General features: G+C 35.9%; 24 protein-coding genes and 2 pseudogenes. 23 read left to right on the plus strand and 3 right to left on the minus strand.

Translation table 11 applies throughout. The features are described from left to right. The first annotated feature begins 3 nt into the window (after window positions 1-3). On the plus strand, window positions 4-1,569 hold the full coding sequence (locus EC846_RS13580) for a CAP domain-containing protein (protein WP_123775477.1): 1,566 nt from the start codon (window positions 4-6) through the stop codon (window positions 1,567-1,569). Between the two features lie 35 nt (window positions 1,570-1,604). After that, window positions 1,605-2,843 carry a tetratricopeptide repeat protein gene (locus EC846_RS13585; RefSeq protein WP_123775478.1) on the plus strand — a complete coding sequence of 413 codons (1,239 nt, stop codon included), beginning with the start codon at window positions 1,605-1,607 and terminating at the stop codon, window positions 2,841-2,843. Between the two features lie 225 nt (window positions 2,844-3,068). Here EC846_RS13585 and EC846_RS13590 read toward each other — a convergent pair whose 3' ends face one another. Then, window positions 3,069-3,377: a hypothetical protein gene (locus tag EC846_RS13590; RefSeq protein ID WP_123775479.1), complete on the minus strand. Its 309-nt coding sequence runs from the start codon at window positions 3,375-3,377 to the stop codon at window positions 3,069-3,071. Between the two features lie 313 nt (window positions 3,378-3,690). Between EC846_RS13590 and EC846_RS13595 the strand changes: the two genes are divergently transcribed. The 3 genes and pseudogenes from EC846_RS13595 to EC846_RS13600 all read left to right on the plus strand — a co-directional run bounded on the left by EC846_RS13595 (window position 3,691) and on the right by EC846_RS13600 (window position 5,334). After that, window positions 3,691-3,951 carry a hypothetical protein gene (locus EC846_RS13595; RefSeq protein ID WP_123775480.1) on the plus strand — a complete coding sequence of 87 codons (261 nt, stop codon included), beginning with the start codon at window positions 3,691-3,693 and terminating at the stop codon, window positions 3,949-3,951. Beyond that, a pseudogene (locus tag EC846_RS18490) lies at window positions 3,948-4,111 on the plus strand (hydrolase or metal-binding protein); the annotation flags it as partial. The gene EC846_RS13595 and the pseudogene EC846_RS18490, both read left to right, overlap by 4 nt. A gap of 188 nt (window positions 4,112-4,299) precedes the next feature. Continuing rightward, entirely contained in the window at window positions 4,300-5,334 is a 1,035-nt protein-coding gene (locus EC846_RS13600) for a helix-turn-helix transcriptional regulator (RefSeq protein ID WP_123775481.1), read from the plus strand. A gap of 6 nt (window positions 5,335-5,340) precedes the next feature. On the opposite strand, the gene EC846_RS13605 is transcribed toward EC846_RS13600, so the two are convergent. Further along, window positions 5,341-6,675 (minus strand): hypothetical protein, encoded by a 1,335-nt coding sequence (locus EC846_RS13605; RefSeq protein WP_123775482.1) that lies wholly within the window; start codon window positions 6,673-6,675, stop codon window positions 5,341-5,343. Window positions 6,676-7,297: 622 nt separating this feature from the next. Here EC846_RS13605 and EC846_RS13610 point away from each other — a divergent pair. The 16 genes from EC846_RS13610 (at window position 7,298) to EC846_RS13685 (ending at window position 23,266) form a co-directional block, all read left to right on the plus strand. After that, on the plus strand, window positions 7,298-8,692 hold the full coding sequence (locus EC846_RS13610; protein WP_123775483.1) for a hypothetical protein: 1,395 nt from the start codon (window positions 7,298-7,300) through the stop codon (window positions 8,690-8,692). 109 nt (window positions 8,693-8,801) lie between these two features. After that, a complete protein-coding gene (locus tag EC846_RS13615; protein ID WP_123775484.1) occupies window positions 8,802-9,419 on the plus strand; it encodes a TetR/AcrR family transcriptional regulator in 618 nt (205 codons plus the stop codon). An 807-nt stretch (window positions 9,420-10,226) separates the two neighbouring features. After that, window positions 10,227-11,663, plus strand: coding sequence for a cytochrome ubiquinol oxidase subunit I (locus tag EC846_RS13620; protein ID WP_123775485.1), 1,437 nt, complete (start codon window positions 10,227-10,229; stop codon window positions 11,661-11,663). Then, window positions 11,656-12,660: a cytochrome d ubiquinol oxidase subunit II gene (gene cydB / locus EC846_RS13625; protein ID WP_123775486.1), complete on the plus strand. Its 1,005-nt coding sequence runs from the start codon at window positions 11,656-11,658 to the stop codon at window positions 12,658-12,660. The genes EC846_RS13620 and cydB overlap by 8 nt, the downstream gene beginning before the upstream one ends. 8 nt (window positions 12,661-12,668) lie before the next feature. Further along, window positions 12,669-12,779 carry a DUF2474 family protein gene (locus EC846_RS13630; RefSeq protein ID WP_123775487.1) on the plus strand — a complete coding sequence of 37 codons (111 nt, stop codon included), beginning with the start codon at window positions 12,669-12,671 and terminating at the stop codon, window positions 12,777-12,779. A 123-nt stretch (window positions 12,780-12,902) separates the two neighbouring features. Further along, window positions 12,903-13,961 (plus strand): GTP 3',8-cyclase MoaA, encoded by a 1,059-nt coding sequence (moaA, locus tag EC846_RS13635; RefSeq protein WP_123775488.1) that lies wholly within the window; start codon window positions 12,903-12,905, stop codon window positions 13,959-13,961. A 102-nt stretch (window positions 13,962-14,063) separates the two neighbouring features. Beyond that, window positions 14,064-14,987 carry a bifunctional molybdenum cofactor biosynthesis protein MoaC/MoaB gene (moaCB, locus tag EC846_RS13640; protein ID WP_123775489.1) on the plus strand — a complete coding sequence of 308 codons (924 nt, stop codon included), beginning with the start codon at window positions 14,064-14,066 and terminating at the stop codon, window positions 14,985-14,987. Next, the gene (locus EC846_RS13645) at window positions 14,984-16,201 is read left to right on the plus strand and encodes a molybdopterin molybdotransferase MoeA (protein WP_123775490.1); all 1,218 of its coding nucleotides are present in this window, start codon (window positions 14,984-14,986) and stop codon (window positions 16,199-16,201) included. The genes moaCB and EC846_RS13645 overlap by 4 nt, the downstream gene beginning before the upstream one ends. 30 nt (window positions 16,202-16,231) lie before the next feature. Then, entirely contained in the window at window positions 16,232-16,861 is a 630-nt protein-coding gene (gene mobA, locus EC846_RS13650; RefSeq protein ID WP_123775491.1) for a molybdenum cofactor guanylyltransferase, read from the plus strand. 48 nt (window positions 16,862-16,909) lie between these two features. Then, window positions 16,910-17,161, plus strand: coding sequence for a MoaD/ThiS family protein (locus EC846_RS13655; RefSeq protein ID WP_123775492.1), 252 nt, complete (start codon window positions 16,910-16,912; stop codon window positions 17,159-17,161). Between the two features lies 1 nt (window position 17,162). Beyond that, complete coding sequence (locus EC846_RS13660) at window positions 17,163-17,657, plus strand: molybdenum cofactor biosynthesis protein MoaE (RefSeq protein ID WP_123775493.1); 495 nt, start codon at window positions 17,163-17,165, stop codon at window positions 17,655-17,657. Window positions 17,658-17,867: 210 nt separating this feature from the next. Continuing rightward, a complete protein-coding gene (locus EC846_RS13665) occupies window positions 17,868-20,297 on the plus strand; it encodes an FdhF/YdeP family oxidoreductase (protein ID WP_123775494.1) in 2,430 nt (809 codons plus the stop codon). An 81-nt stretch (window positions 20,298-20,378) separates the two neighbouring features. Next, complete coding sequence (fdhD, locus tag EC846_RS13670) at window positions 20,379-21,164, plus strand: formate dehydrogenase accessory sulfurtransferase FdhD (protein ID WP_123775495.1); 786 nt, start codon at window positions 20,379-20,381, stop codon at window positions 21,162-21,164. A 33-nt stretch (window positions 21,165-21,197) separates the two neighbouring features. Further along, on the plus strand, window positions 21,198-21,947 hold the full coding sequence (gene modA, locus EC846_RS13675) for a molybdate ABC transporter substrate-binding protein (RefSeq protein WP_123775496.1): 750 nt from the start codon (window positions 21,198-21,200) through the stop codon (window positions 21,945-21,947). A 1-nt stretch (window position 21,948) separates the two neighbouring features. Beyond that, on the plus strand, window positions 21,949-22,638 hold the full coding sequence (gene modB, locus EC846_RS13680; RefSeq protein WP_123775497.1) for a molybdate ABC transporter permease subunit: 690 nt from the start codon (window positions 21,949-21,951) through the stop codon (window positions 22,636-22,638). Between the two features lies 1 nt (window position 22,639). Beyond that, window positions 22,640-23,266, plus strand: a complete 627-nt coding sequence (locus EC846_RS13685) for a molybdenum ABC transporter ATP-binding protein (RefSeq protein ID WP_123775498.1) — start codon at window positions 22,640-22,642, stop codon at window positions 23,264-23,266. A 5-nt stretch (window positions 23,267-23,271) separates the two neighbouring features. Here EC846_RS13685 and EC846_RS13690 read toward each other — a convergent pair whose 3' ends face one another. Next, entirely contained in the window at window positions 23,272-24,141 is an 870-nt protein-coding gene (locus EC846_RS13690) for a bestrophin family protein (RefSeq protein WP_123775499.1), read from the minus strand. A gap of 271 nt (window positions 24,142-24,412) precedes the next feature. Between EC846_RS13690 and EC846_RS13695 the strand changes: the two genes are divergently transcribed. After that, the gene (locus EC846_RS13695; RefSeq protein WP_123775500.1) at window positions 24,413-24,943 is read left to right on the plus strand and encodes a DUF4468 domain-containing protein; all 531 of its coding nucleotides are present in this window, start codon (window positions 24,413-24,415) and stop codon (window positions 24,941-24,943) included. A gap of 372 nt (window positions 24,944-25,315) precedes the next feature. Then, window positions 25,316-25,897: pseudogene (locus EC846_RS13700) on the plus strand (hydrolase or metal-binding protein); the annotation flags it as partial. Window positions 25,898-26,015: the final 118 nt, after the last annotated feature.

A 26,015-nucleotide genomic window follows, 5' to 3' on the forward strand; every position in this document is an offset into this window, starting at 1 on the left:
ATCATGATGATTTCAAGATCGTTCATGCCATCTGTGCTGATGTTGGCAATCAGCACCGCAATGGTCGGATGTGGAGGCGGTGGTTCGGGAGGAGATTCTGGTTCATCCAATGGTGGTGGAACGGAAAATCCTAATAGTGGCAATACCAATCCTAAGCCAGTGACCTGTGCTGAAAGCCAATATCTAGAAGAGGGGACATGTAAAAATAAGGCAGTGCAGAATATTCAGTCACTTCCATTGAGTACGCTGATTCAAGGTCAAAGCTATCCATTATCGCTTCAGACAGATCAAGGGCTGGCAGTGACTTTTAGCAGTAACACACCCAACATCTGTCGTGTAAGTAGCAAAGAACTCAAAGCGCTTAAAGTTGGACAGTGTACTCTGGCACTGACACAGGCAGGGACATCAAAAGTTCTACCACTCAATAGCAGCATGACCGTCAATGTGACTTGTGCTGCCGATCAATATCTAGAAAATAATGTGTGTGTAACTAAGGGCAAGCAAACCATTACCCCACTTAAAATGAAATACATCCTGACGGATAGTGTGTATTCACTGGATGCTGAATCCAGTGCCAAACTTCCTGTCACGATTAGTAGCCTTTCTTCATCAACCTGTACGTATAGTCAGGGAGAACTCAAGGGGATTGGCGCAGGGGCATGTACCCTTAAACTCACTCAAGAGGGGGATGCTAAAACACTGGCAGCAAAGAGCCAGACCATCAGCTTTGATGTATATAAAGCCTCATCCATGAGCGAGGCACCCGATATCAACAACTGTTATGCGGGTAAGCTCAGTGCAAAGTTTAGAAATGAATTTTTAAATGAGCTCAATACGGTTCGTACCTTGCATGGATTACCACATGTGAGTTATGACGATGCCCGTGAAGATGAGATGATGCAGACGGCACTGATTCTTGCTGCCAACAATATTTTGACGCATTACCCAGAATCAAACACAGACTGTTATTCAGATATTGGTGCAGTTGGTGCAAGAACCAGTAGTCTGGAAATGGGGGTAAGACAGAATAAATATGATTATTCACCTGCCGAAAGCATTACCAATATGGTGCATGACAAATTAAATCTGTTTGCAGGAGATGTAGGACATCGACTCTGGATGCTCAACCCATTCTTACAAAAATCGGCGTATGGTTCAGTTAATGCTCCATCATTTAAGGATACTCGATTCCCATATGTAGTCGGTACGTCCTATAAAGTGGTTTATCCCTTTAATAATACAACCACTGCACCACTTGGTGTGATTGCCTATCCCTACCACAACTACCCTGCAAAATATTATATGGCAGGTTCGATCCTCTCTATTTCCATTTTAACCGATCAAAAGAATTTATTTGCCAATCGCAATGTGGACTATGCCAAAGCCATTGTTGTTGTCACTGAACGAAGTAGTGGGGTTAAACAGAAGATCAGTAATATCCGCTATGAAAATATCGGAGTTCCCAATCATATTCAGTTTAACTTCGACGATTTAAAACTGAACGTGATTTACGATGTCAAACTCAGCAATGTCTTGGTGAATGGTCAGCCTAAAGAATATTCCTACTGATTTAAAGTCGATAACAAATAAAGGATAAGAATCAGATGAAAAAATTAATACTACACCTTGTTGTAGCCATTGGTATTGTCGGGATCAGTTCAACAGTATCTGCTGAAACTAAGAAAGTGAACTTGTCGGCAGGACTGAAATATGTACTGTCACAAGTCGTGACCAAAGGAGATAATAATCAAAGTAACCATAATATGGGGATGCTTTACTACTTAGGAAAGAAGGGTGTACCTGTAGATCATAAAAAAGCGGCTGAATGGTTTTCCAAGGCAGCAGCGAATGGTTTTTCTCCGTCACAGTACGCATTAGCAGTCATGTATCTTAATGGGGATGGTGTACCACAGGATGCAGAAAAGGGCGTTACCTTGTTGCAAAGTGCCGCACGGCAGGGACAACCTGAAGCGGTCAAGTTATACAATACATTGCAGGCTAAAGCACAGCAGCTCAATGCTATTCAAACGCCATCAGTACAAACAGCCACAACTGCCATTAAATATTATGATACATCCAAGCTTGAACCTAAGAACTTTAAGCAAGTTGTACTCCCTAATCTGAGTACGGATACCATTGCCCGAAGTTTTTACAAGGTAGCATCATCCAGAGAAAGAGAAAAAGATGATTACTGGGGAAGTGGCAAATACTACTATGTTAATAAGCCTAGCGACTTGGACGATCTCACAGACGCTGTGATCAGTATCGCCCCTATTTTTACCTACCAGAATATGCAGGGGGAAGCCCGTTATTTAGTCCCTGTGGAAGTGACTTTAGTAATCGAAGGCAGGATAGAAACTTCACATGTTACACGAGGTACTTTGGAATTATATCTCTTTAAAAAATTGGACAATGGACAATTCCAAATGGTTTCAAAAACAGCTCAAGGGGGAGTTGAAAGTATTGAGGGATATGGTCGAACCTCATGGAACGCCCAGGAATTTAAAAAGAACTTACAAGCTTTTGGAAACAATACACTAGGAAGCTATAACATTGATGGTTATTACGGCAATGGTTATGGGGAAAGCGTATGGTCACTTCTTCTGTTAAATGAAGAAGGCTATATTTTTCAACAAATGTTTGAAGAAGGAAAAATTTCAGAACAACCAGAGTATGGCTATTCTTCAGCAATCCAAGTCAAAAAAAATGGACAACCATTTTATCCATTCCAGATTCATTATCAGGGAACGGATATGAACGACAATAATCGGATGGTTAAAGTAAATAAAATTTTACTTTATCAGTATGATAGTAAGAGTAAGTTTTATTCGAAGCCGAAATAATACTCTTAAATCAGGGAAACTATATTGATGTCTATCCTTCTGTTTCTGGGTATTAGGAATTGGAGGATATTATGAGAAATAAGATACAAGTAGGGTGTAAACGGCCAATAGATGTAACAGGATATTCATTTGAAAAGAATGAACTTAACTTAGTTTTTATAATCTAAATATTGAAAGGATTTCAAATTTAGAAATCCTATCAATTAGTTAAAGTTATATTAAAAATTAAGAATTTAAATCTATTTCAAATGTCCATGTGCTTTTGTGTTGTTGGTGTAATTGCCAGCACATATCGGCAACAGCTTTAGTATTATATGGTTGCTGATCCCATGTTAAGGATATATGAGTAATGTGAATGCCTTTTGGATTAAATTCACGAGCCATAGATTGAGCAAATGAACGCATTCCAGCGGCGGCAGATGCAGTGGATTCGCTTAAAATTTTAGTGAATTTTGAATTACCTAAAAATAATATTGTTCCATTTTTAGTAGTAACCATTCGAGAAATTGCGGCTTTACCAATTTGCCAACCCATAAAACATGTTCGGTACCATTCGGATTCAATAAAGGATAGGTACAGTCTATACGAAATACGTGAAAAAGCTCATAAGCTATATGTGGAAGAAGGCCATGCCAATACAACATATAAATTAGAAGTACTGTATTTACATTTGAAATTACAATTATTTTAGAGGGTACAAGACACTACGAGGTAAGGTAGCGGGAAGAAAGTGCTTAAGTTGATGATTGTGTTGAGTGGTGGGATAAATGTAAACTTTTACATGCTTTAAAAAAATTATATTATTGGCATATAACAAAATGCAGTAAATAAAAATAAGGGGAAAATGATGAAGAATACTATTCTAATTTTTTTAGGAGGATTGTTTCCATTTAGTGTCTTAGCGGGGGAGATTGAATGGAAGGTAGAAAACCCATTTCGTTTTATACAAGATGGTCAAAATGAGGAGTTTAAAATAGAAAAAAGCCAATCTACTTTAGATTTTGTCCAGCAAAGGATGAAAGATAGGAATACAGCTAAATTTCCTCCAATTACTTCTACTCAGTGGATAAGAGATCCTAGTCTAAGTCAAAGATTACCATCAGGCTAGATCATATGGCACGACAGGGCTATGGCAATGCCAGCTTTGAGATAGGTGGTGAAGAGGCTTGGATATTGTTGAGGAGTTTTACTTGGATGAATCAAGACCAGAGCAGCATCAACAAGCCTCTGATTTGAATCATGTTCAGGATATTCGAAAAAGGTTGTAACAGTCAGTGCAAGCTTTGAACTAATTCAGAATGGATATTAATTCTTATTGAGGCATTACCCTGCATTTTATTAGTTAATAAAAGCATTCATTACACGGTATATGAATGCTTTTAAAGTATGAAATATTTGGGGGTGAGTGTTAATTTTTATGTAAAATTAAATCGTAATTACCATGGTTGGGCTTATAATGAAAAAGGGATTTAGTGTTCATAAACATATTGTTATGAATAATAGGCGAGGGTTCTATCTATGGGCTGTTGCAAATGATAAGAAAGAATTATTTGATCAGATAGCCAAAGATCTAATACCTCTTGATAGATTTTCTGGCGATAGAGTGCCTTTAGACATTGTTAGTCAGGAAATTCTTAAAATTACCAATTTCGTTAATGAACCTAATCTTGGATTAAAAGTTATAGCTATTTCGGAGTTAGAACATTCACCTTTTTATAAAGTTTTAAAAATAGCATTAAGTCCTGCTTTGAATAGAAATGTTGAGATACCCTTTGTATTTTTTTTAAGGATGGTTGCTCATTATTATCAAATCTTGACTGAAGTAGTATCAGTTAAAGTACAAGAGTTGAAAAATGAAGTACGACTTATTTTTTCCCCAAATTTACCAAAACTCATTACATATCACCAAATTGAAGGCGCGATGTATGGTATTAGTAGGCTTATCGCTGCTTTAAAAAACTGTTGGCCTGATAAGATTGAATTTCAACATATACCAGATGTTATTGATTCAGATTTATATTTGAAAAATTTTCAATGTACTCCTACTTTTCTAAAAACCACCAATCAACTAATTTATACAATTAACCAAAAGGCAAGCAATAAAGAATATCCATTGTTAATCAATCCACTTGTTCATTCAATTGAACATCAGTTCCCAGAGAGATCTTATAAAGATAAAACTCAAGTCTTACTATCTACCATTTTGGGCTTTATTCCACCCACTCGTCAAAATATCGCAAATCTAATGAGTCTTAGTATAAAAACCTTGCAGAGAAGACTAAGTCAGGAGGGTGCTACATTTGATCAATTATTATTAGGCGTAAGAAAACAAAGAGTGATTGAATATTTGCAATTACAACAGTTTAGCCTTGAGCAAATAGCTTTATTTTTGGGCTATAAAGCAAAAAGCCAATTTTTAAAAGCTTTTCAAACTTGGTTCGGTATGTCTCCCAAGGAATATAGGGCGACAGTTTTGCATATCGCCCTATAACGTTGATTAGAAGTTTAGTTTTTGATATGCATTACAACCTAGTGCTTCAAACTCAGCTCTAGTGAAGTATCTTGCTTGAGGTAAATATTCACCTAACACAGTGCTTTCATCTCCAGGCGTTTTTGTATTCTGAATTGCATTTGGGAAATTACTTGCAGGTAGCATATTACGGACATTGATTCGTGCATCATTTTTATGATCTTCTTTTCCAGCTACAACTGAAAAACCATCGCCATTTTCAGACCATTTTAAGAAGTTCACACCACACTCTTTAGTTGCATTGCTTGGTCGATCGCTAGTGATACTTGTAACAATTGTGTATCTGCCATCTGGATTGATTGTAATATCTTCATCAAATAAACAGTCGCTTACTCGCTGAGAAAAGAATTCATTTTGACACATTGACCAATATCTTAATTGGGCATTTTTATTATCAAAATGATCTTCACCATTCCACGTTTTTGGTACTTGTGGAATTTTGCCACGAATAACAACGATCGGTTTAATACTACGATCTAAGAATGTTGAGATGTATTGGTTATCTAGATTAGCATAATAGGCTACATTACGCTTTGGATTTGGGTTACATACTCCATAGAAAACACATTGAATATCATCTTTCATATTGTATGAAGTGCGCCAAACTGGTATTTCTTTGGCTGGATTATTTTGACGAGCTGCTGCATAAGTATCTGGAGCAATGAAAACACCACTAGCTAGTTTGTCTGATGCTTTTAGTGCACTACAAGCCGCTTTACCTGTTAATACTTCACCTTGTCTAGTTGTTAATTCTACTTGAGGTAGCTTTACCCCCCCTAATAGGTCTTTCCCTTTGTTGGGTACATATACTCGATAAACTAATGTAGTTTGACCAGTCGCATAGTCATAGATTGTATTTACTGGTCGGCTTTCAGGTGCTTCACCAGAGGCCACAGTTAAGACATATGATCGATTTGGATTATTACGTGGATTACCATCAATAAAAGGATTAATTGAATCTTTATTTGGAATGATTTTCGTATCATTGATTGCATCTGCTGGAGTGGTGTCCAATCGATAGCTATTGATAGACATATATCGAGCGTATGGGAAGTCACCTTTTAATCTTAAAATTGCTCCTTCGGGAAGTGTATATTGAGCACTCCAATAAGCACTGCCTGTGTCAGGAAAGGCAAAGTTTGTTGCAGGATTTTCTTTTACGTAAGGCCCTTGCCAAAAGCAATCACTTGTTGCAGTGGGGGGCGGATTAATAGTTACCTGCTCATTAGAATCATTTCCACATCCACTGAGTCCGACCGTTAATAAGCATAAACTTGCTAAGTAATGAATAGCCTTATACATATGTCCTCCTAACATTTTGTCATTGGCATAAATTTAAAAGGATAAGGATTTGGTGATATTTCAGCTAGATATAGACTGAACTAATATGGTCGCATTTCGGGACAAATTGAATTGGTAAAGAAGAGGGATGGAAGAGAAAATCTATATAAACCATCTATAATTTAGAAAGCTTAAATATGATCTTTTTTTGTGGTCTAATCAGGTGTAATTAAATATAAAAATAGGTTTTGTTGTACTTATAAGCTATTCGTATGGTAAGGGATAGCAAGACAGCAGGGATTAGATTATGTGGCACGATAAGGTTACCTTAATGCCAATTTTGAGGTCTGAGGTGAAGAGGGGATAAGGAGTTTTTACACAGACGTACTAAAGCCAAAGCAGAGGCACGCTTGCCCTTCAGGATATCCAGAAAAGATTGCAGCAGTCGGTTCAGAGCTTAAATTAATGCTTAGGAGTTAAACGTAATATTTTAAGAGTCTTTATTTTTAAATGCACTTGTAATTTAATTCAAATGGATTATTATTTAATCTATATGGATTAGGCCTAAACAGGAAAGTATGAGGTCGATAAAAATAATGCTAGAACATAGTGCGTGATCATTGATTGAAAAAGGAGATATCTAATGGAAAGATCAAATAAATTAAGGATTGGAATATTGCTGACAGTCCTCGGTTCAGTAGGTTTAAGTGCGTGTAATGATAATGAAGATTCGAGCTGGGTTAGTGTACCCACTAATCCAGATGCTGAATTAACCGATTGTATGTGGCAGGATTCGGTCACTAGTAAAACTCATAGTGGTGAAGACCCACTAAATTATGCCTTTCCCGATTCTAATGTAACTTACTGGTCATCAGAGTTTATCGTTCCTGAAGGTGCAAAGGTAATGATTGATGGTGATTATCCATATTCACGGCACTTTTCCTTGGTCAGCTATACTGCACAAGGTGAGCGTGTGAATTCATTACTGGATCGAGCGATTGTACCGAATCAGGGTTCAACCAATCCATTTTTGGTAGGAAATAACCGTTTAGGTAAAGACCGTGCCTATTCAGCACAACTACAGTTGGCAGACTTGCCTGCTAATCCTGCAACAAACACATTATATGCACCTAAAACAGCTAATAATAAAGTGGCAATTTTATACCGTGTCTATGTGCCAAACAAAAATATGAATGAAAAAGGAAATGTTAGTTTTCCTCGATTTAAAGTTCATCTTGCTAATGGTGAAGTGAAAAAAGGGAATGAAGTTTGTAGTGTATTACAAGTGAAAAAAGGTCCTATAGATCGTATCGCCACAATGCCATTAGCTTACACGGTAGCTGCATTTAACCAGAACAGATATACAGGTTTTCCAGCTCAACAAGAACCAAAATGGTATAAGGCATTTAGTGCTTTAGATAGCTTTAAATGTATTTATAAATTCGACCCAATTACCAAGACACCAATAGATAAATGTGAGGGTTTGGCTGTAACACCTAAACTCGGTTATTGGGCAACTCCTGATAACGAATATGTTTATGCTGCAACCAGTAGAAGATTAGGTAAGGTGGTTGAACTTCGGGGTAAAATACCAACTACCGAAAAAACATTTAATAATGACCAGTTTGTGCAAAAAACAGATATTCGGTATTGGTCAATCTGTACCAATGAGTTGATTAGTACAGCAACCAATTATTGTCTGTATGATGAGAATATCCAAAAAGTTGATAAAGATGGTTTCTATACCATTGTTGCTTCTTTACCGGAAGATCGTCCAGCCAACGCTCGTGAAGAATGTGGTGTATATTTCCTTGAGTTAAGTCCACGAGGAACAGGCTATACAGCAGAAGATGGCAAGGCATTTGGACATTCTGACTTTGGTTTATTTATCATGCGTAATTTATTACCGAGTTCTGAATTTATCCATGCAGTGCAGAATGTAAAAGTGCCAGGTGAAGAAAAGACTGTGATGGGTGATTATCTGCCAGATATAAAATATACTTCTAAAGAAGCTTTTGAAACAAAAGGCTGTTCTTAAGATATAACCTAGAATAGAAAAATAAACCAATCCCTTAAAAAGATTGGTTTATTTTTTAAATTTCCAGAGTAATTCGAGATTTAATTGAACTTTTGTATTGAAGGATTTAATGAGCAAACAAACTAAAGAGAAATTGATAGAGGCAGCGATTGTTCTTTTTTCACAAAATAATGTTGAAACAATGTCTGTGCAAAAGATCAATGAAATCGCAGGAGTCGCAAATAAGTCAGCTCTTTATTATCACTTTAAGTCTAAATGGGGCTTGGTTGAAGCTGCGCTGAATCATGTTATGCAACCCTATATGATGGATAGTTTGGAATTGCTGAATGAGATTCCGCCTAATGATATAAAAGTTTCTGATGTAGTGGACGCTTTAACAAAGCCTATGATAAAAATACTCTTGCAGGAAAATGGAATTCATTATATTAAATTTTTTTCTAAAACGGTCAGTGCTGGAACTGAAGGGCGGGCCATTGTCGCGAAGACTTTAATTCCCATTTCAAAGAAAGCTGTGACTCTTTTGCAACTTGCGCTTCCTGGGGCTAACCCTGATATTCTTTCCCTTAAAGTTCTTTTTACCTTTAATATTCTTTTAAATGTGATTAGCGATATAGGCCTTGAACAGTTCTGGCCTACCACAATAAAAGATCATCGATTATTGAGTAAATACCTAAAAGACTATATTGAAGGTGGCATTATTTTTAAAACAAATGAGATTTATACGTGATGTATCTATTCACTAACCAATATAACTTTATGAAATTTATACAGGAAGGAGATAGAATCTTTCAGCTTTTTGAAGATAGATTGACAAAACTATTTTAAGTCCAGCTTTGATGTTTTAGTTGAAGAAGAAGCGGATATTGTTGAGAAATTTTATATCCAAGAGAATAAGCATTAGAAGAGAACTCATAATCTTGCGCGTGTCCAGCTTATTCTAAAAGAATTGCAGCAATCGGTTCAGGTTTTGCGTTGATTGTAATTTGATCAATATTTTATAAGTCTCTTAATCTAAAATTTATTGAATCAATAATAATTTATAAGGTGGAATTTTAATTAAAATTAGAGTTTTGGTTAATAATTGATATTTGCTTAATAGAATCTAACATAAAATTCTTAAATTAAACTTAAAATATAAATTTAAAAAATTAAAATCAATTGATAATTCAAATTCGTCAAAAATTCATATTTTTATTTAATGTTTTTTTAGTTTAAATTTTAAACATATAGATTAAAATAGATATAAAACAAATTTTTATAAAATATATAAAAAGTACTTATAATTCAAAGTTTTTAATTTATTTGATCAAATGTAAAATTGTATACCTATTTAAAATTGTTTAAAAAGTAAGCGCAATGTATTGAAATGTGATTTTTATTGTTTTACTGTTTTAGTGAAGTAAACATGTATTGATTTTATTTTTATTGTCAGCAAAGCCAATGTAATTTTATGTTTTATATAGCCTTTTATGTTTGACAATGTGGAATAAAGACAAGGCTTATCACTTAAATCATTACCCAAGAAGGTGGTAGTATGACTTTAGGACTTACTGCTCTTGAACTCGCCAGAATGCAATTTGCATTTACTGTTTCGTTTCATATAATTTTCCCCGCAATTTCAATCGGATTAGCAAGTTTTTTAGCTGTTTTAGAATGGCGCTGGTTAAGAACCCAAAACCCTATTTATCAAGATTTATTCAAATTTTGGATCAAAATTTTTGCTGTTGCTTTTGGTATGGGTGTTGTCTCTGGGGTGGTCATGAGCTACCAATTTGGGACTAACTGGAGTGAGTTTTCGAGAATAGCAGGAGGCGTTACAGGCCCTTTGTTAGCATATGAAGTTTTAAGTGCTTTTTTCTTGGAAGCTGGTTTTTTAGGGATTATGCTTTTTGGCTGGGGACGAGTTAGTCCTCGAGCTCATTTCTTTGCAACATTAATGGTAGCAATTGGCACATGTATTTCCATGTTTTGGATTCTAGCATCTAATAGTTGGATGCATACTCCTCAAGGTTTTAGTATCGAAAATGGAATAATTGTTCCTCAAAATTGGTTTGAAATTGTATTTAACCCATCATTTCCTTATCGCTTTACTCATATGGCTATTGCTGCATTTTTGGTTGCAGCATTGTTGGTATGTGCAACTGCAGCATGGCATTTATTAAAAGGCCGTCGAGATGCTTTAGTCAAAACGTCATTTTCAATGGCTCTTTGGTTGATTATGGTTCTGGCACCTTTACAAATCTTAGTAGGTGACAATCATGGTCTAAATACACTACATCATCAACCAGCCAAGTTAGCTGCAATCGAAGGTCATTGGGAAACTAATAAAAATGAAGCTATGCCTTTATATTTATTTGGTATTCCTGATATGGAAGAAGAGCGAACTAAGTATGGAATATCTATTCCTTATTTAGGCAGTTTAATCATGACACACTCCTTAAATGGAGAGGTAAAAGGTTTAAAAGAGTTTGCACCTGAAGATCGTCCAAATTCATTGATTATCTTTTGGAGCTTCCGTGTGATGGTTGGTATGGGCATGCTGATGCTATTACTAGCCGTGTTAGGTTTATGGTTGCGTCGTTCTGATCGTCTATACGAAAGTAAATGGTTCCAACGTTTTGCATTGTGTATGGGACCATCAGGGTTTATCGCGCTTTTAGCTGGTTGGTTTACCACAGAGGTCGGTCGTCAACCATGGGTTGTTTACAATGTACTTCGTACTAAAGATGCTTTATCCCCTGTATCAGCGTCGCAAGTGGGAATCACTTTAATTATTTTTGTTCTGGTCTACTGTGTAGTTTTCGGTATTGGCATTTATTACATGTTAAAGGTCATGCATAAAGGACCACAATTTTTAAGTGCACATTCAGGTGAGCATGCTGATATTGATCAGACGCCAATGCGGCCAATGAGTGCGGTTGAAGAAAGCCTAGATAAAATAGAATCAATACGGGAGAATCGCCATGATTGATTTATCTCTTATTTGGATTGTCATTATTGGGATTGGCGTATTGATTTATGTCATTTTGGATGGGTTTGATCTAGGCATTGGAATTTTATTTCCTTTCATTAAAGGATCTCATGAGCGCGATGTATTGATGAATACGGTTGCTCCAGTTTGGGATGGTAATGAAACGTGGATGGTACTTGGTGGGGCAGGTCTTTTTGCAGCCTTTCCTTTAGTGTATTCAACAGTTCTTTCTGCTCTATATATGCCAATTATATTGATGGTTATTGCCTTAATTTTCCGTGGTGTAGCTTTTGAGTTCCGTTTTAAGGCAAACCGTACTAAGCACCTATGGGATAAAGCTTTTATTGGAGGATCTGTATTTGCGAGCTTCCTTCAAGGCGTAATTTTAGGCGCTTATATTCAGGGTATCAAAACCTTAAATGGTGTTTATGCTGGTGGACAACTGGACTGGTTGACTCCTTTCTCTGTATTTACAGGAATTGGTGTGGTTGTTCTGTATGCAACTTTAGGATGTGGATGGTTAATTTATAAAACTGATGCTGAAATTCAAGAAAAAATGTTTTCAATGATGCCTAAACTGATCATTGCAGTATTTATTATTTTTGGGTTGGTTAGTATTTATACACCACTTTCACAACCACAAATTGCTGCGCGTTGGTTTAGTCAGCCCCAGTTAATGTACTTTAGTCCAGTTCCAGTATTAGTTCTTATTTTCACTGGTATGGCTTTACGTGCCTGCAAGCAGAAAAAAGAACTTAGCCCTTTTATTTATACATTGGGTTTGGTGTTCTTGGCTTACACTGGTTTCGTCATTAGTTTATGGCCTTATGTTATTCCACCTTCAGTCACAATATGGCAGGCAGCAGCCCCTATAAATAGCCAATTGTTTGCTTTGATTGGTGCATTATTGCTCATTCCTATCATTTTAACTTATACCATTTTTTCTTATTGGATTTTTAAAGGTAAAGTGCGTGTTGGTGACACAGGTTACCACTAGGAGGCTATATGAGACTTTCTCAAACTGGATGGTTCATTTTACTTTGGGTGGGTGGTGTACTTACATTAGGAGTTATTGCAGGTTTTTTTAGATTATTAATTCAACTTGCCTATCAATAACTTAGTCAAAAAGAAGAACTGTGTTTAACAGTTCTTCTTTTAAAGAATTTTTAATGTTTCATGTAATTCAGTTGATAAACTGAAGTGAAATTAAATCAAAGTATTAAGATGCTGAGGAATGAAATGGTTAAGTTAGCAAAAGTTGATTCTGTAAGCATAACTTCTAACATTGAAAAACAGTTCGAGGAGGTTTCCTCAGCATTTTTACATGAATCAAAATTAGTTGATCAATTCCAAAGACATAAGCGAAAGCTACGAATTTCTTTGACTGATCGATGTAATTTTAAATGCAGTTACTGTATGCCTGATCATCCAACTTGGTTGGCTAAGCACGATATTTTAAGCTTTGAGGAGCTTTATAAATTTTGTGAGGTGATGGTTAAGCTTGGAATAACTCAAATTCGCTTAACTGGTGGTGAACCTTTAATGCGCAAAGGCGTAGTTAATTTTATTAATACGCTAAACGAGTTAAGACCATTAGGTTTGCAGCGTATATCAATGACAACGAATGCTTATTATTTAGAGAAATATGCAGTCGAGTTAAAACAAGCAGGGCTTGATGATCTTAACATCAGTCTAGATAGCATTAATCCTGATACATTTTTCAATATGACTCAAAAACCTTTAGAGCCTGTATTGAAAGGGATTGAAGCTGCAAAAAAGGCTAATATTCCAATTAAACTAAATTGTGTTTTAGTTTATGGACAAAACGATAAAGAAATATTTTTGTTAACTGATTGGGCTTATCAAAATGGGTTTGAGCTACGGTTTATCGAATATATGCCTCTAGATCAACCTGAACATTGGAAACGAGAGAAAGTAGTTATTGAAGATGAAATTATCAATGTACTTTCATCACAGTATTCAATACATAAATTAGAACGAAGTAATGATCCAGCCACGATATATATACTAAATCAACATTTCAAGCTGGGTATCATTTCTACAATTAGTAAACCTTTTTGCCAAAGTTGTGATCGTTTACGTTTAACAGCAACAGGTGAACTATTCACGTGTTTATTTGCAAATTCTGGTACGCCTATTCGAAATTTCTTAGATAAAACTAAGGAAAAAGAATTGATAGAAACAATTCTGGAAACAGTATGGCATAAGAAAGCAGGCTATGTTGCTTATCAAGCTGCACCTGTTCGTAAGATTACTATGCATTCTATTGGAGGTTAGTTTTTCTAAATACGAATTTATAGAAGTGTATATGTATATTTTAATTTGAAAATGAATAGCTTACTTTGAAGTTATGCATTATCTAGGTTTACAGGATTTTTTATGAAAAATGTAGGTATGAAGCCTGAAAGTTATCGTATTGCAACTGCAAGTTCGGAGTTATTTGCTCCATCTGATTGTTTGCAGTTATTAGCTGATGGTAATACTGAAAAAGGTGATGCATTAAAAACAGCGCGTATCGCTGGGATTCTTGCTGCTAAGCGTACCGATGAGTTAATTCCTCTTTGTCATCCTTTACCTATTTATCGTGCAGATGTTGACTTCGATATATTGGAAGATCGAGTAAAGATTCAGGCAACAGTGGAAACCATCGGGCCAACTGGTGTTGAAATGGAAGCTTTAACTGCTGCTAGTCTTGCTGCATTAACTATTTACGATATGTTGAAACCTCATTGTGAACCGCATGAATTGATTATTGGACAATGTAAGCTAGACCTAAAAAAAGGCGGAAAATCACATTATAAGCGTCATCTTCGACAAGCTGTAGCTGCTGCAGTTATTGTGTTATCAGACACAGTAGCTTCAGGTAAAAAACCAGATACTGCTGGACGTTCAGTTGTTGAAACTTTAACTGAGGCTGGATTTGATCCAATTCATTACCAAATCATTCCTGATGAACCGTTACAGCTAAAACAATTGATTTCAGAATTGGTTAAATCCTATGGATGCATCATTACCGTAGGTGGCACAGGTATAGGTAAGCGAGATATTACGGTTGATACGATCGAACCATTACTCGAACGAGAACTTAATGGCCTGATGGAAGCAGCACGCGCTTTTGGTCAAAGACGTACACCTTATGCTGCCATGTCTCGAGGGGTTGCTGGTTTTATTGATCGTTCACTTGTTATTACTTTACCTGGTAGTCGTGGGGGAGCCTCTGAATCAATGGCGGCTATTTTACCTGCACTGGTTCATATCTTTGATGTATGCCGTGATTTGCCGCATCCAGGAGGTTATGAATGAGCTGTTCTGGAGAAGGGTTAATCAGCTTAGATGAGGCACTCGTAGCCTATGCTATAGCTGAACCACGTAAGATTCAAACTTTACCGCTAATACAAGCTCATCAGCATTATCTAGCGCAAGATGTTGTATCTGATATTGCCTTACCATTGTTTACTCAGAGTGCAGTCGATGGGTACGCATTAAAAAGTGAAGACATTAATGCAGGTATCACTGAGTTTGAATTGGTTGGAGAAATCCGCGCAGGTATCGAAGAAAATATACAGTTAGAATCTGGACAATGTGTACGGATCTTCACAGGCGGTAGATTGCCTGATTCAGCTGATACTGTTGCTCGTCAAGAAATTGTAAGCGCAGCGGGCAAGCAGATTACACTAAATCAAGTGATTAAAAAGGGTACGGACATTCGCTATCAAGGTGAAGAGTTATCTGTAGGTACAGTATTAGCCTATAAGGGCCAATATTTAAAAAGTGGGTTGTTAGCAGCGCTTGGTATGGCCGGCGTGAAAGCGGTTAAAGTTTTTAAACGCCCTAGTATTGCTGTGCTGATTACTGGTGATGAAGTAAGTGAGAACCTTGATAATGATGCAAAGGTTTTTGATGCCAACTCTCCAATGATCTTGTCATGGTTACATGAAAAAGGGTTTAAAAATATCCATGTAGAACATGTGATTGATGAAGAAACAGTATTAAAAAAAGCCTTGGTGAATGCACTTGATCATTATGATTTAGTTGTGACCACTGGAGGCGTTTCAGTAGGTGATTATGATCTGATTCGTCCAGTTTCTCAGGGGTTAGGAGCAAAAGAAGTTTTTTGGCAAGTTGCTCAGAAACCCGGGAAGCCAATCTATTTTGCTGAGTATAAGCAACAAAACCATTCTTCATATCTATTAGGACTTCCTGGTAATCCTGCAGCAGTTTTTGTGTGTTTAGAAATCCATTTGTCAACTTTGCTTAAAGCAATGCAAGGTTTAAATGAACCAAAGCCAGAATGGCAAATGGCACTTTTAAATGGTTCAGTAAAAGGGGATAGCCGAGAACAGTTACTACGTATGAAATTGGACATTGATGATAAAGGGCAGTTGAGTGTTTCAAAGCTCCAAAAACAGCAATCTCATATGTTGAGTAACTTAAGTGAAGCGAATGTAATTGGAAGAATTCCTGTGTTTAAGAACCCCGAAGATTCTCCTCAATTCATTGAGTTCATTTGTCTTTAGTACTATGAGTTTATAAGGTTGGGTAGAACAATGGTGTCCAAATATCCCGATACTGACTTAGTTATTTTAGCTGGTGGTCAAGCAAGACGTATGCAAGGCAAAAATAAGCTCTTGCAAAAGTTTGATCAAGAAGTTCAGCTATTTAAGATTTATCATGAATTTTGTGAGCAAGTTTCTAAAATTTGGGTGAATAGTAATCGGGACTGGATGGTTTATCAGAAAATGATACCGGAAATACAGTGTTTTTCTGATGATCAGGAAGGGTTTTTAGGACCATTAATGGGAATGAAGAGCGCATGGTCATATGTAGATGCAGATTTTATTCTTTTCATTCCTTGCGATATTACTTTTATTCCTTCTGGTGTTATATCAAAAATGCACCAAGCTTTGGCGGAGGCAAAAAATTCTCAAGCTGTATTTTTATCTGTTAATGAGCAAAACCTTTATCCGTTTTGTTTATTAAAAAGAGACAGTTTAGCTACGATTGAAAAGCATTTAGCGAATGATCAGTTAAGTATTCGCAAATGCTTGGATGATTTGAACACTCAAATTGTTAAATATGAAACCACTACGAGTTTTCATAGCATTAATTCAGAACGGGAGTTAAATCAATACCGTGAAGAATTACAAATAGATAGTAGTCGGTCTAAATCGGTTTAGTTAGAGCTGAATATTCATTATATCGTTATGCTTAAGTAAAGGTGCTAAATGGCAGATATTAAAATTAAGATTGAAACCTATGGTGCGGTCGAAAGACATTTACCCGCAGAATTAATCTTTACTTGTGCTGAAAATAGTTTGGTCTCAGAAGTTTTAAAACAAATTTCTGATGAATATCCTGATTCATTAAAACTTCTGGATAAATGTGCTTGTGCGATTGGCGATGAGATTATTTCACGTCGTCATGGTTTGGCGAATAGCTGTACATTAGTTTTATTATCCCCTGTAGCAGGAGGCTAAAATGACGGATATCTCTCGTATTAAGGAAACAGATTTAAGTCTAGATGATTTTGAATCCATCGATCATTATCCAGAATGTGGTGGTATCGGAATCTTCATTGGGACAGTTCGTAATCACCATGAAGGTCGAAGTGTTGATGCATTAAAATACACTGCATATAAGCCTATTGCTGAAAAAATGATTCGTGAAATTGAGCAAGAAGTTAAAAGTAAATACAGTGTTTCCTATATTCAAGTTATTCACAGAATTGGTTCTTTAGATATTGGAGGGAAAGCAATTATAGCAGTCGCCTATGCACCTCATCGTCGAGAAGCTTTTATGGCATGTGAAGAGGCTGTCGAGCGTGTAAAACATGAGGTTCCAGTTTGGAAAGAAGAGTTTTATTCTGACGGTACGAGTGAGTATGTAGCAGGTTGCTGTATCCGAAAGGATGAAGATGAAGGATCTCATGAGCATCATCATCACCATTCTGGTGCTAAATCACACTCTCATTAAGCTGAAATAAATTTGTATATGTTTAATTAAAGATAACCCATCTTTTTTAAATTTATCTCATTTTATATAGAGTGAATAATTGTAAGTTAAATGCGTTAAGTTATAACAATGAAACGATTGTTATGAAAAGTTGCAAAGTAAGTTAATGAAATCTTTTTTCATGAGCTGATTTTGAATTAAATCAGGTAACCCATTAAAGAGGGCACTCAAATGAACAATTCAGAACAAATTAAGCCTGAAACTGAAGGCCAAGAGCGTCATATTCAGGAGAATACAAATTTCGCGCGTATCGAACCTTATACGCATCCAGCTGGTGGATGGGGAGCCTTATTGAGTGTTGCCCGAAATTTAAAAAGACAAGAAGTCTTCGCGAAAGGCTCAATCACATTAATGAATATTAACCAACCTACAGGTTTCGACTGTCCGGGTTGTGCTTGGCCTGAGAAAAAAAATGCTCACGCATTTAACTTCTGTGAGAATGGTGCCAAAGCTGTTGCATTTGAAGCAACGAGTAAAAGAGTTACCCCTGAATTTTTTGCTCACCACACTGTGAGTTGGTTAGCTGAGCAAAATGACTTTTATCTAGAAGATTTGGGGCGTTTAACGGACCCAATGCGTTATGATGCAGCTACGGATAAATATGTTCCAATTTCTTGGGACGATGCATTTAAGCTTATCGCACAACATCTTCAAGCTCTGGATAATCCGGATCAAGCTGCCTTTTACACATCTGGTCGAGCAAGTAACGAAGCAGCCTTCTTGTATCAGTTATTTGTACGTAGTTTTGGAACGAATAACTTTCCTGATTGCTCAAATATGTGTCATGAGACAACTAGTGTAGGTTTGTTAGACTCAATTGGACTTGGGAAGGGGACAGTTACTTTAGAAGATTTCGATGAAGCTGATGCTGTATTTAGCTTCGGGCATAATCCTGGTACGAACCATCCACGTATGTTAGGTACTTTACGCGAAGTATCACGTAGAGGCGGTAATATTATTGCTATTAATCCTATTAAAGAACGTGGATTAGAGCGTTTCCAAGATCCACAAGCTCCTATTGAAATGATGACAAATGGTAGCACTCCAATTAGTCGCTATTATTTTCAACCTAAAATTGGGGGAGATTATGCTCTTCTATTAGGTATGATGAAGCATCTACGTGAGTGGGATAAACAAGCAATCCAAGCTGGTAAAAAAAGTGTATTTGACCGTCAATATATTACTGAGAATACCGTCGGTTTCGAGGAAATGTTGCAGGAAATTGATCGCACTGAATGGATTGATATCTACAAATATTCTGGTCTCTCTCCGGAGAATTTAGAATCAATTGCTAAAATGTTCTTAGAGTCAGAACGCTCAATTTTTTGTTGGGGTATGGGAATCACACAACACAGACATGGTACCGCCAATGTTCATATGTTAGCTAATTTAATGTTGGCAAAAGGGCAAATTGGTCGTTCAGGCGCAGGCTTATGTCCTGTTCGCGGGCATAGTAATGTGCAGGGTGACAGAACCATGGGGATTAATGAAATACCAAGTAAAAAAATGCTTGATGACATTGACCGTGTTTTTGGAATTAAATCTCCGCGTAAACATGGTTTTGGAGTTGTAGATACCATTAAAGCCATGTACGAAGGTGATGTTAAAGTCTTTATTGGTTTAGGTGGGAATTTTGCGGTTGCGACTCCGGATACGCCTTATACTCAAGAAGCTTTGAGACGTTGTTCATTGGTTGTAAATATTGCGACTAAATTAAATCGCAGTCATCTAGTGTGTGGTAAAGATGCATTGGTATTACCGTGCTTAGGTCGAACCGAAGTAGATAAACAATTGAAGGGTAATCAGGCTATTTCAGTTGAGGATTCAATGAGTAATGTCCACTTATCAGCTGGACGTAATGAGCCTGCCTCACCAAACTTACTTTCTGAACCTGATATTGTTGCACGCATGGCTGAAGCGACTTTAACTGAATCTAAAATTAAATGGCGCTGGTATATTGAGGATTATGATCGTATTCGTGATTCTATTGAAGATGTTTTTGAAGAGTTCAAAGATTTCAATGGTCGCGTATATCAGCCAGGTGGCTTCCATCTTATCCACCCTGCGAATGAGAAAGTTTGGAATACACCAGCAGGTAAAGCACAGTTCCTTATCACACCATTGGCAGAGGTTTATAAAGATCAAGAGAATCAATTTTCTGCTCAGTATACTGATAGTAAAGTCTATACTTTAATGACTACACGTTCTCATGATCAATACAACACAACGTTATATGGTCTTGATGACCGTTATAGAGGTGTCTTTGGTCAACGTCGCGTATTGTTTATGAATCAGCAGGATATTGATGAGGCTGGATTCGTTGATAACCAGTGGGTCGATATTGAAAGTGTATTCTCAGACGGTGTAAAACGAGTTGTAAAAAGTTTCCGAATAGTACCATACAACATTCCGAGAGGAAGTTTAGCGGCTTATTATCCTGAAACGAATCCACTTGTTGCACTTTCAAGCCATGATAAATATGCCAAAATTCCAGCTTCAAAGAGTATTCCCGTAATTCTACATCCGGGCGATGCACCTGAGCACTTCAACTTATTTACTGAAGTTGATCCTGAAGATGCAGATAAAAAAGTTGGAATTTAAATATTTACTACTTTAGTCCACTGTAAGTGAAATTGGATGGCAATCTTTGATTGCCATCCTTAATTGTAAGGAAAGCTAAAGTTGGAATCACAATTTCTAGGTTATGAAACAATTCAAATTACACGGTTTGATAAAGGTCAAACCGATATTCAATTTGATAAAGTCGTCGAAGAATACCCTATTGCCTTAGTCTACAATGGTATATCTCATGCGGTTATGATGGCTACGCCAACCGATATAGCTGAATTTGCAAAAGGATTCAGTCTTTCTGAAGGAATCATTGGAAGTTTAAAAGATCTTTACTCTATTGATATTATTCAGAATAGTTTTGGTATTCAGGTCGAGATGAATATTTCATCAAAAGCGTTTATGGCATTAAAAGAACATCGCAGAATGCTCATTGGTAGAACAGGATGTGGCTTATGCGGTATAGAAAGCCTACAACAATTTCATTTCTCAATGCCTAGAATTAGCCATATGGTTCAACCACAGTGGTTAGAAGAAATTCCTAATGCAGTAAAACAATTAAAAAGTCAGCAAAAGATAACTGCTGTTACTGGAGGAGCCCATGCAGCCGCTTGGGTTGAGAACGGTGTAATTCAGGCAATATTTGAAGATGTGGGCCGCCATAATGCACTAGATAAATTGCTTGGCTATATTTCCGCGGAGAACTTTGATCTTTCCAAAGGATTCGTAGTAATGACGAGCCGAGCAAGTTATGAGTTGATTAGAAAGTGTGCTGTATTAGATATAGCATTACTCGCAACAATTTCTGCTCCTACGAGTATGGCTATAGAAATGGCACAAGCTGCTGATCTAACCTTGGCAAGTTTTTGTAGAGGTGAAGGCTTTGTAATTTATACATGATAAGCCTATAGATTTGCCGTGAAAGGATAAAAAATGAAGCGTCTATTATTAAGTTTAAGCTTGTGCGTAATGAGTCATGGATATGCACAAGATAATATTACCGTTTATGCAGCAGCAAGTTTAACCAATGTTTTAGCTGAGATAAATCAGCAATATAAAAAGAGAAATAATATCAATATCAAAACTTCCTATGCTGGTTCTTCAACATTAGCTAAGCAAATTGAAGCTGGAGCTCCTGCAAATTTGTTCATCTCTGCTGATGTACAATGGATGAATTATCTTCAAGATAAAAAAATAATTAATAGAAATGATCGTATAAATTTATTAGGCAATCGTTTAGTTATGATTAGTCCTAAAGATCAAGCATTTCATTTTCAAATGGCTAAAGGTTTTGACCCATTAAAAGCTTTTAATGGAAAAATATGTACAGGAAATACTCAAAGTGTTCCTGTTGGTAAGTATGCTAAACAAGCTTTAACAAATTTAAATTGGTGGACGAAGCTTAAACCTCGCCTAGTTGAGACTGAAAATGTGAGAACAGCTTTAAATTTTGTTATGCAAGGTGAATGCCTAGTTGGAATCGTCTATGCTACAGATGCCTTAATCACAAATAAAGTTTCGGTTATTGCAGAGTTCCCTAAGGGGACATACTCTCCAATTATTTATCCGATGGGAATAGTAAATAAAAATGCTGCTACTCTGAAATATTATCAATATTTACAAGGTGATGAGGCTAAAACTGTTTTTAAAAAATATGGCTTCAGTATTTTAAATAACACTTAAAATGATTTCTCCTCTGTCTTCTTACGAAATTGGAATCTTGCTTCTTTCATGCAAAGTAGCAATTTTCTGTTTAATTTTTAATATAGTACCAGCAATTTTTGTAGCATGGATTCTTGCAAGAAAAGAGTTTTGGGGAAAATCCTTCCTAGAAACTCTAATTTTTCTTCCTTTAGTATTACCGCCTGTGGTTCCTGGATATTTGTTATTGCAAGTCTTTGGTAATAGAGGTTTTATTGGAAGCTATTTATCGGAATTTGGACTTGAATTAGCGTTTAATTGGAAAGGGGCTGTGCTTGCTTCAATGGTTATGGGGTTTCCTTTATTAGTACAATCTATCCGTTTGGCAATAGAATTAGTCGATCAAAAGTTAGAATTAGCAGCGAAATCATTAGGGGCCTCATCTCTTAGCACTTTTCTAACCATTACTTTACCTCTTGCTAGTAGTGGTATTTTAATTGGAGCAATATTATGTTTTTGCAGAAGTCTAGGGGAGTTCGGGGCAACTATTACATTTGTTGGTAATATTGAAGATGAAACACGTACCTTGCCTTTAGCTATGTATAGCTTAATGCAACAACCAGATACAGATCATGCATTACAAAGATTGGTTATCATTTCGCTAACAGTAGCTTTTTTTGCATTGTGGTTTGCTCAATGGTTTACTCGATATCAAAAGAAAAAGCGAAACTAGTATGAATGAAACTTTTGATTGTCAAATTACTTTAAATTTTAAAGACTTTAATTTAGATAAATCCTTTCAATCAAATGCTCCTGTAATAGGCCTTTTTGGCCAATCAGGAGCTGGAAAAACCAGCATTTTACATGCTATTGCTGGCTTAATAACTCCAACGCAAGGGAAGATTAAAATAAATAATGAAGTTTGGTTTGATAAACAGGCAAAAATAAATTTATCTATTCAAAAGCGTCGGGTAGGATTAGTTTTCCAGGATAGCCAGTTATTTCCACATAAAAATGTACTCGATAATTTGATGTTTGGCTTTAAACATACTCCTAAATTGGAACGTAAATTTGAATTGGATTTCATCGTTAATCTTCTCAAACTAGATCAACTACTCGAACGTATGCCTATAAAGCTCTCGGGGGGAGAAAAACAACGGGTAGCACTAGGGCGTGCAATTTTATATTCGCCAAATATTCTGTTGTTAGATGAACCATTATCTGCTCTTGATGCAGGGCATAAAGCTGAGATAATTCCATTCTTTCAGCAAATAAAGGATGAAATTAAAATTCCAATGCTGTATGTAACTCATGATATGGAAGAGGTTAATCGCTTAACAGATACTATTTGGCATATATAGGAAACTCAATTGGATAAATCCCTTTTGAGCTCATATTCAATATTAGTTACCATTTTATCTAAAGGTAATCCGTTGATATTCAAGTTAAATGGTTCTTCGAGTTGGGTGCTAAGAGCATCTAGTCCTAAGAATAAATAAGCAATAAGCCCAACTAATAGAGGAGTTCCAATTCCTAGGGCAGTTTCTAGGCTAAATGGTAAAATAAAGCAAAAGCAATAAACGGCCCGATGTAATAGGACAGAATAAGAATATGGAAGTGGTGCATCCTTGATTCTATCACACCCAGCTTGAACGTTACCTAAATCTGTAATATGTGCATTTATTTGATTATAAATAATATCTGTTATAGCCTGATCTTTTAATGCAGTAATTAAAACATGTTGTATTTTTTCTAAGATGAATTGAGGAGGATTTTTTTGTACTAGTAGAATTGTGATATCAGACTCATTTAGAAAACTATATTTCGAAAGTAACTCTCTATTTAAGGGGATATTACGTAATCTATACCGTAAAGTACTAGTGAATAATATTAAATAACTAATGACTAATTCACGGTGAGATTGAGGGAGTAAAAGAGTTTCACGAAGAACATGTCTTGAAGAAGCGATTAACAATCCCCAGAGTTTTCTTGCTTCCCACCAACGGTCATAGCAGGCAGTATTTTTGAAGCCTAAGAAGATAGATAAGATAACACCAAATATCGAAAAGCTAATAGTTGGAAAAGTTGAAATTTTAATTATATTGAAATAAATCAAACTACTAAAACCAGTCGAAATTATCACTACCAATATGAGTGCAGGCAGAATTTGAGGTAAAACAGTTTCATTCCAAGCAAAAAGCAAAGAAATAATGCTTTTTTTGTCTCTTTCGAACATAACGCCTTTCCTTAGAATTTGATTTATTGTAATTTATAATTTTTTGAATTAAAAGGAGCTTAATACTTTTCATTTTTTAAGAATTTTTTAATATAATCAACGGCTTGGGGTTGTTTCTGGAGCAGTCTAGTTATTTTTTTATTAAAGTTACATATCTAGCAACTTAGGTCTTGAAAGAAAAAACGCAAGATTTTACAGAAAATCTACTCTCATAAAGTTTCATTTGAAATAAAAAAATGTTAATTTAAAATTTTTGAAAAGCTACTAATATATGAAAAAATTACTATTAGGTCTTGTATTGGGTTGTACTATAATAAGCTTGCAAGGATGTAGTTTTTACGAAAATAATTTTAAAGAAACATATACCGAAAGAAATATCTTTTTTATAAAAAATATTGAGTTTAAAGAGTTAAGTAAAAAGCAAATTTATGAGGAATCGAAAAATTGGCATAATAATCTATTGGATTACTCTTCAAGTCGTAAGCTTATCAGGGAGGACGAGAGGCAAGGTTTGCTAGTTATAAAAGGGCAGGCGGGATTGAAATATGATAATTGTTCTACGTGTATTAGTCGTAATATGATAAAAATGACTGATGAATCCTTTGATTATATAATGGAGCTATATATAAAAGATCATAGTGTTAAACTTGTTTTTAGAAATGTAAATTATAATAATCATAGTAATAATTTTTATAAAGATAAGAAATTAGCTGTTAAATCTCAATTGAAAAACTTAGTAGATGAATATGAGTTTCATGTTCTAAATCCAGAAGCTCAACCTGAAGCATCAATTCCTATGTAGGTTATATTGATAATGTAACTAAATATGATAAATTTATTTAAAAATATGAAATAATTTATTTGGATTGATCGAGGTTTTAATTGTTTTATGTCCCCTAAATAGCAACTTGGTTATAGTGTAATGATCTTAGTTGAAATAAACGAAAAAGTAATTATAGGATTAGTAATATGTTTTATAGGTATCGGTCAGAGAACTGAAAAAGAAAAATGATTTAGCGCCCCTTACGTGGAAAAACAGCTTCGAATGAAAGCGCTAATTATAATCAGAAACTTAGAATTATTGCTAATACACTTTAATGATCCCATTCTGATCTTGATACAAACTATTTGAGCTAAAATAGGTTACCTAATCTGTTCGGGGAGTGATTAAAACTGTCATCAATTAAATCAAAATGGTATTGAACAACAATCATATCCATTACCTAGTTTATCTCCTTTGGCTCAAGTTAGCTTGTATAAGCCTTACGGCAGACTTTACGTCAATCTGGATGAATCCAATAAGTTGGGTACATTCATCTTTAGAACCAGAGGCTTTAATAGCATTCGTACTTTGGCGGCACGACTATGCTATTACCATGCGGCATCGGGTGATCTACTTTCATGTCTGCCATTGCAACTCACTTTACGGGGCAAAAGTACAACTCAAAGCTATCGTACTCCGATCTACTACATGGATTTAACCCTACGTGATGGGACCAATCTGCAAGAAGCGATTATTTCAGCGAAACAAATTGATGAGTAAAGTAAAGCGGTAGGTTTTTACCAGGAAGTATTAGATCATATTGCTCGGCAAGGTTATGGCAATGCCAGTTTTGAAGTGGGAAGTGAAGAGGGCTTGGATATTGTTGAGGAATTTTATACTGATGAAATTAAACACTTGGAACAAGTTCATGATCCTGCACCTATTCAAGATATTCAAAAGGGATTGCAACAGTCGGTTCAGGCTTTGAATTGATTAATGAAAATGGAGTGTCATATTCTCTAGTAGCACTTCATTTTAAAAATTAATTCACAAAGATAATTTTGTCGCTAAATGCGACCTTTTTCGTGAGAAATGTCATCTATAAACACTT

Origin of the sequence: Acinetobacter sp. BIGb0102 (assembly GCF_003815055.1) — a bacterium.
In the GTDB taxonomy this organism is placed as follows: Bacteria; Pseudomonadota; Gammaproteobacteria; order Pseudomonadales; family Moraxellaceae; genus Acinetobacter; species Acinetobacter vivianii.

Bases quoted from the DNA above. Each gene is read 5' to 3' on its own strand.
- EC846_RS13580 (WP_123775477.1), top strand. From the start codon at position 4: ATGATGATTTCAAGATCGTTCATGCCATCTGTGCTGATGTTGGCAATC.
- EC846_RS13585 (WP_123775478.1), top strand. From the start codon at position 1,605: ATGAAAAAATTAATACTACACCTTGTTGTAGCCATTGGTATTGTCGGG.
- EC846_RS13590 (WP_123775479.1), bottom strand. From the start codon at position 3,377: ATGGGTTGGCAAATTGGTAAAGCCGCAATTTCTCGAATGGTTACTACT.
- EC846_RS13595 (WP_123775480.1), top strand. From the start codon at position 3,691: ATGAAGAATACTATTCTAATTTTTTTAGGAGGATTGTTTCCATTTAGT.
- EC846_RS13600 (WP_123775481.1), top strand. From the start codon at position 4,300: ATGAAAAAGGGATTTAGTGTTCATAAACATATTGTTATGAATAATAGG.
- EC846_RS13605 (WP_123775482.1), bottom strand. From the start codon at position 6,675: ATGTATAAGGCTATTCATTACTTAGCAAGTTTATGCTTATTAACGGTC.
- EC846_RS13610 (WP_123775483.1), top strand. From the start codon at position 7,298: ATGGAAAGATCAAATAAATTAAGGATTGGAATATTGCTGACAGTCCTC.
- EC846_RS13615 (WP_123775484.1), top strand. From the start codon at position 8,802: ATGAGCAAACAAACTAAAGAGAAATTGATAGAGGCAGCGATTGTTCTT.
- EC846_RS13620 (WP_123775485.1), top strand. From the start codon at position 10,227: ATGACTTTAGGACTTACTGCTCTTGAACTCGCCAGAATGCAATTTGCA.
- cydB (WP_123775486.1), top strand. From the start codon at position 11,656: ATGATTGATTTATCTCTTATTTGGATTGTCATTATTGGGATTGGCGTA.
- EC846_RS13630 (WP_123775487.1), top strand. From the start codon at position 12,669: ATGAGACTTTCTCAAACTGGATGGTTCATTTTACTTTGGGTGGGTGGT.
- moaA (WP_123775488.1), top strand. From the start codon at position 12,903: ATGGTTAAGTTAGCAAAAGTTGATTCTGTAAGCATAACTTCTAACATT.
- moaCB (WP_123775489.1), top strand. From the start codon at position 14,064: ATGAAAAATGTAGGTATGAAGCCTGAAAGTTATCGTATTGCAACTGCA.
- EC846_RS13645 (WP_123775490.1), top strand. From the start codon at position 14,984: ATGAGCTGTTCTGGAGAAGGGTTAATCAGCTTAGATGAGGCACTCGTA.
- mobA (WP_123775491.1), top strand. From the start codon at position 16,232: ATGGTGTCCAAATATCCCGATACTGACTTAGTTATTTTAGCTGGTGGT.
- EC846_RS13655 (WP_123775492.1), top strand. From the start codon at position 16,910: ATGGCAGATATTAAAATTAAGATTGAAACCTATGGTGCGGTCGAAAGA.
- EC846_RS13660 (WP_123775493.1), top strand. From the start codon at position 17,163: ATGACGGATATCTCTCGTATTAAGGAAACAGATTTAAGTCTAGATGAT.
- EC846_RS13665 (WP_123775494.1), top strand. From the start codon at position 17,868: ATGAACAATTCAGAACAAATTAAGCCTGAAACTGAAGGCCAAGAGCGT.
- modA (WP_123775496.1), top strand. From the start codon at position 21,198: ATGAAGCGTCTATTATTAAGTTTAAGCTTGTGCGTAATGAGTCATGGA.
- modB (WP_123775497.1), top strand. From the start codon at position 21,949: ATGATTTCTCCTCTGTCTTCTTACGAAATTGGAATCTTGCTTCTTTCA.
- EC846_RS13685 (WP_123775498.1), top strand. From the start codon at position 22,640: ATGAATGAAACTTTTGATTGTCAAATTACTTTAAATTTTAAAGACTTT.
- EC846_RS13690 (WP_123775499.1), bottom strand. From the start codon at position 24,141: ATGTTCGAAAGAGACAAAAAAAGCATTATTTCTTTGCTTTTTGCTTGG.
- EC846_RS13695 (WP_123775500.1), top strand. From the start codon at position 24,413: ATGAAAAAATTACTATTAGGTCTTGTATTGGGTTGTACTATAATAAGC.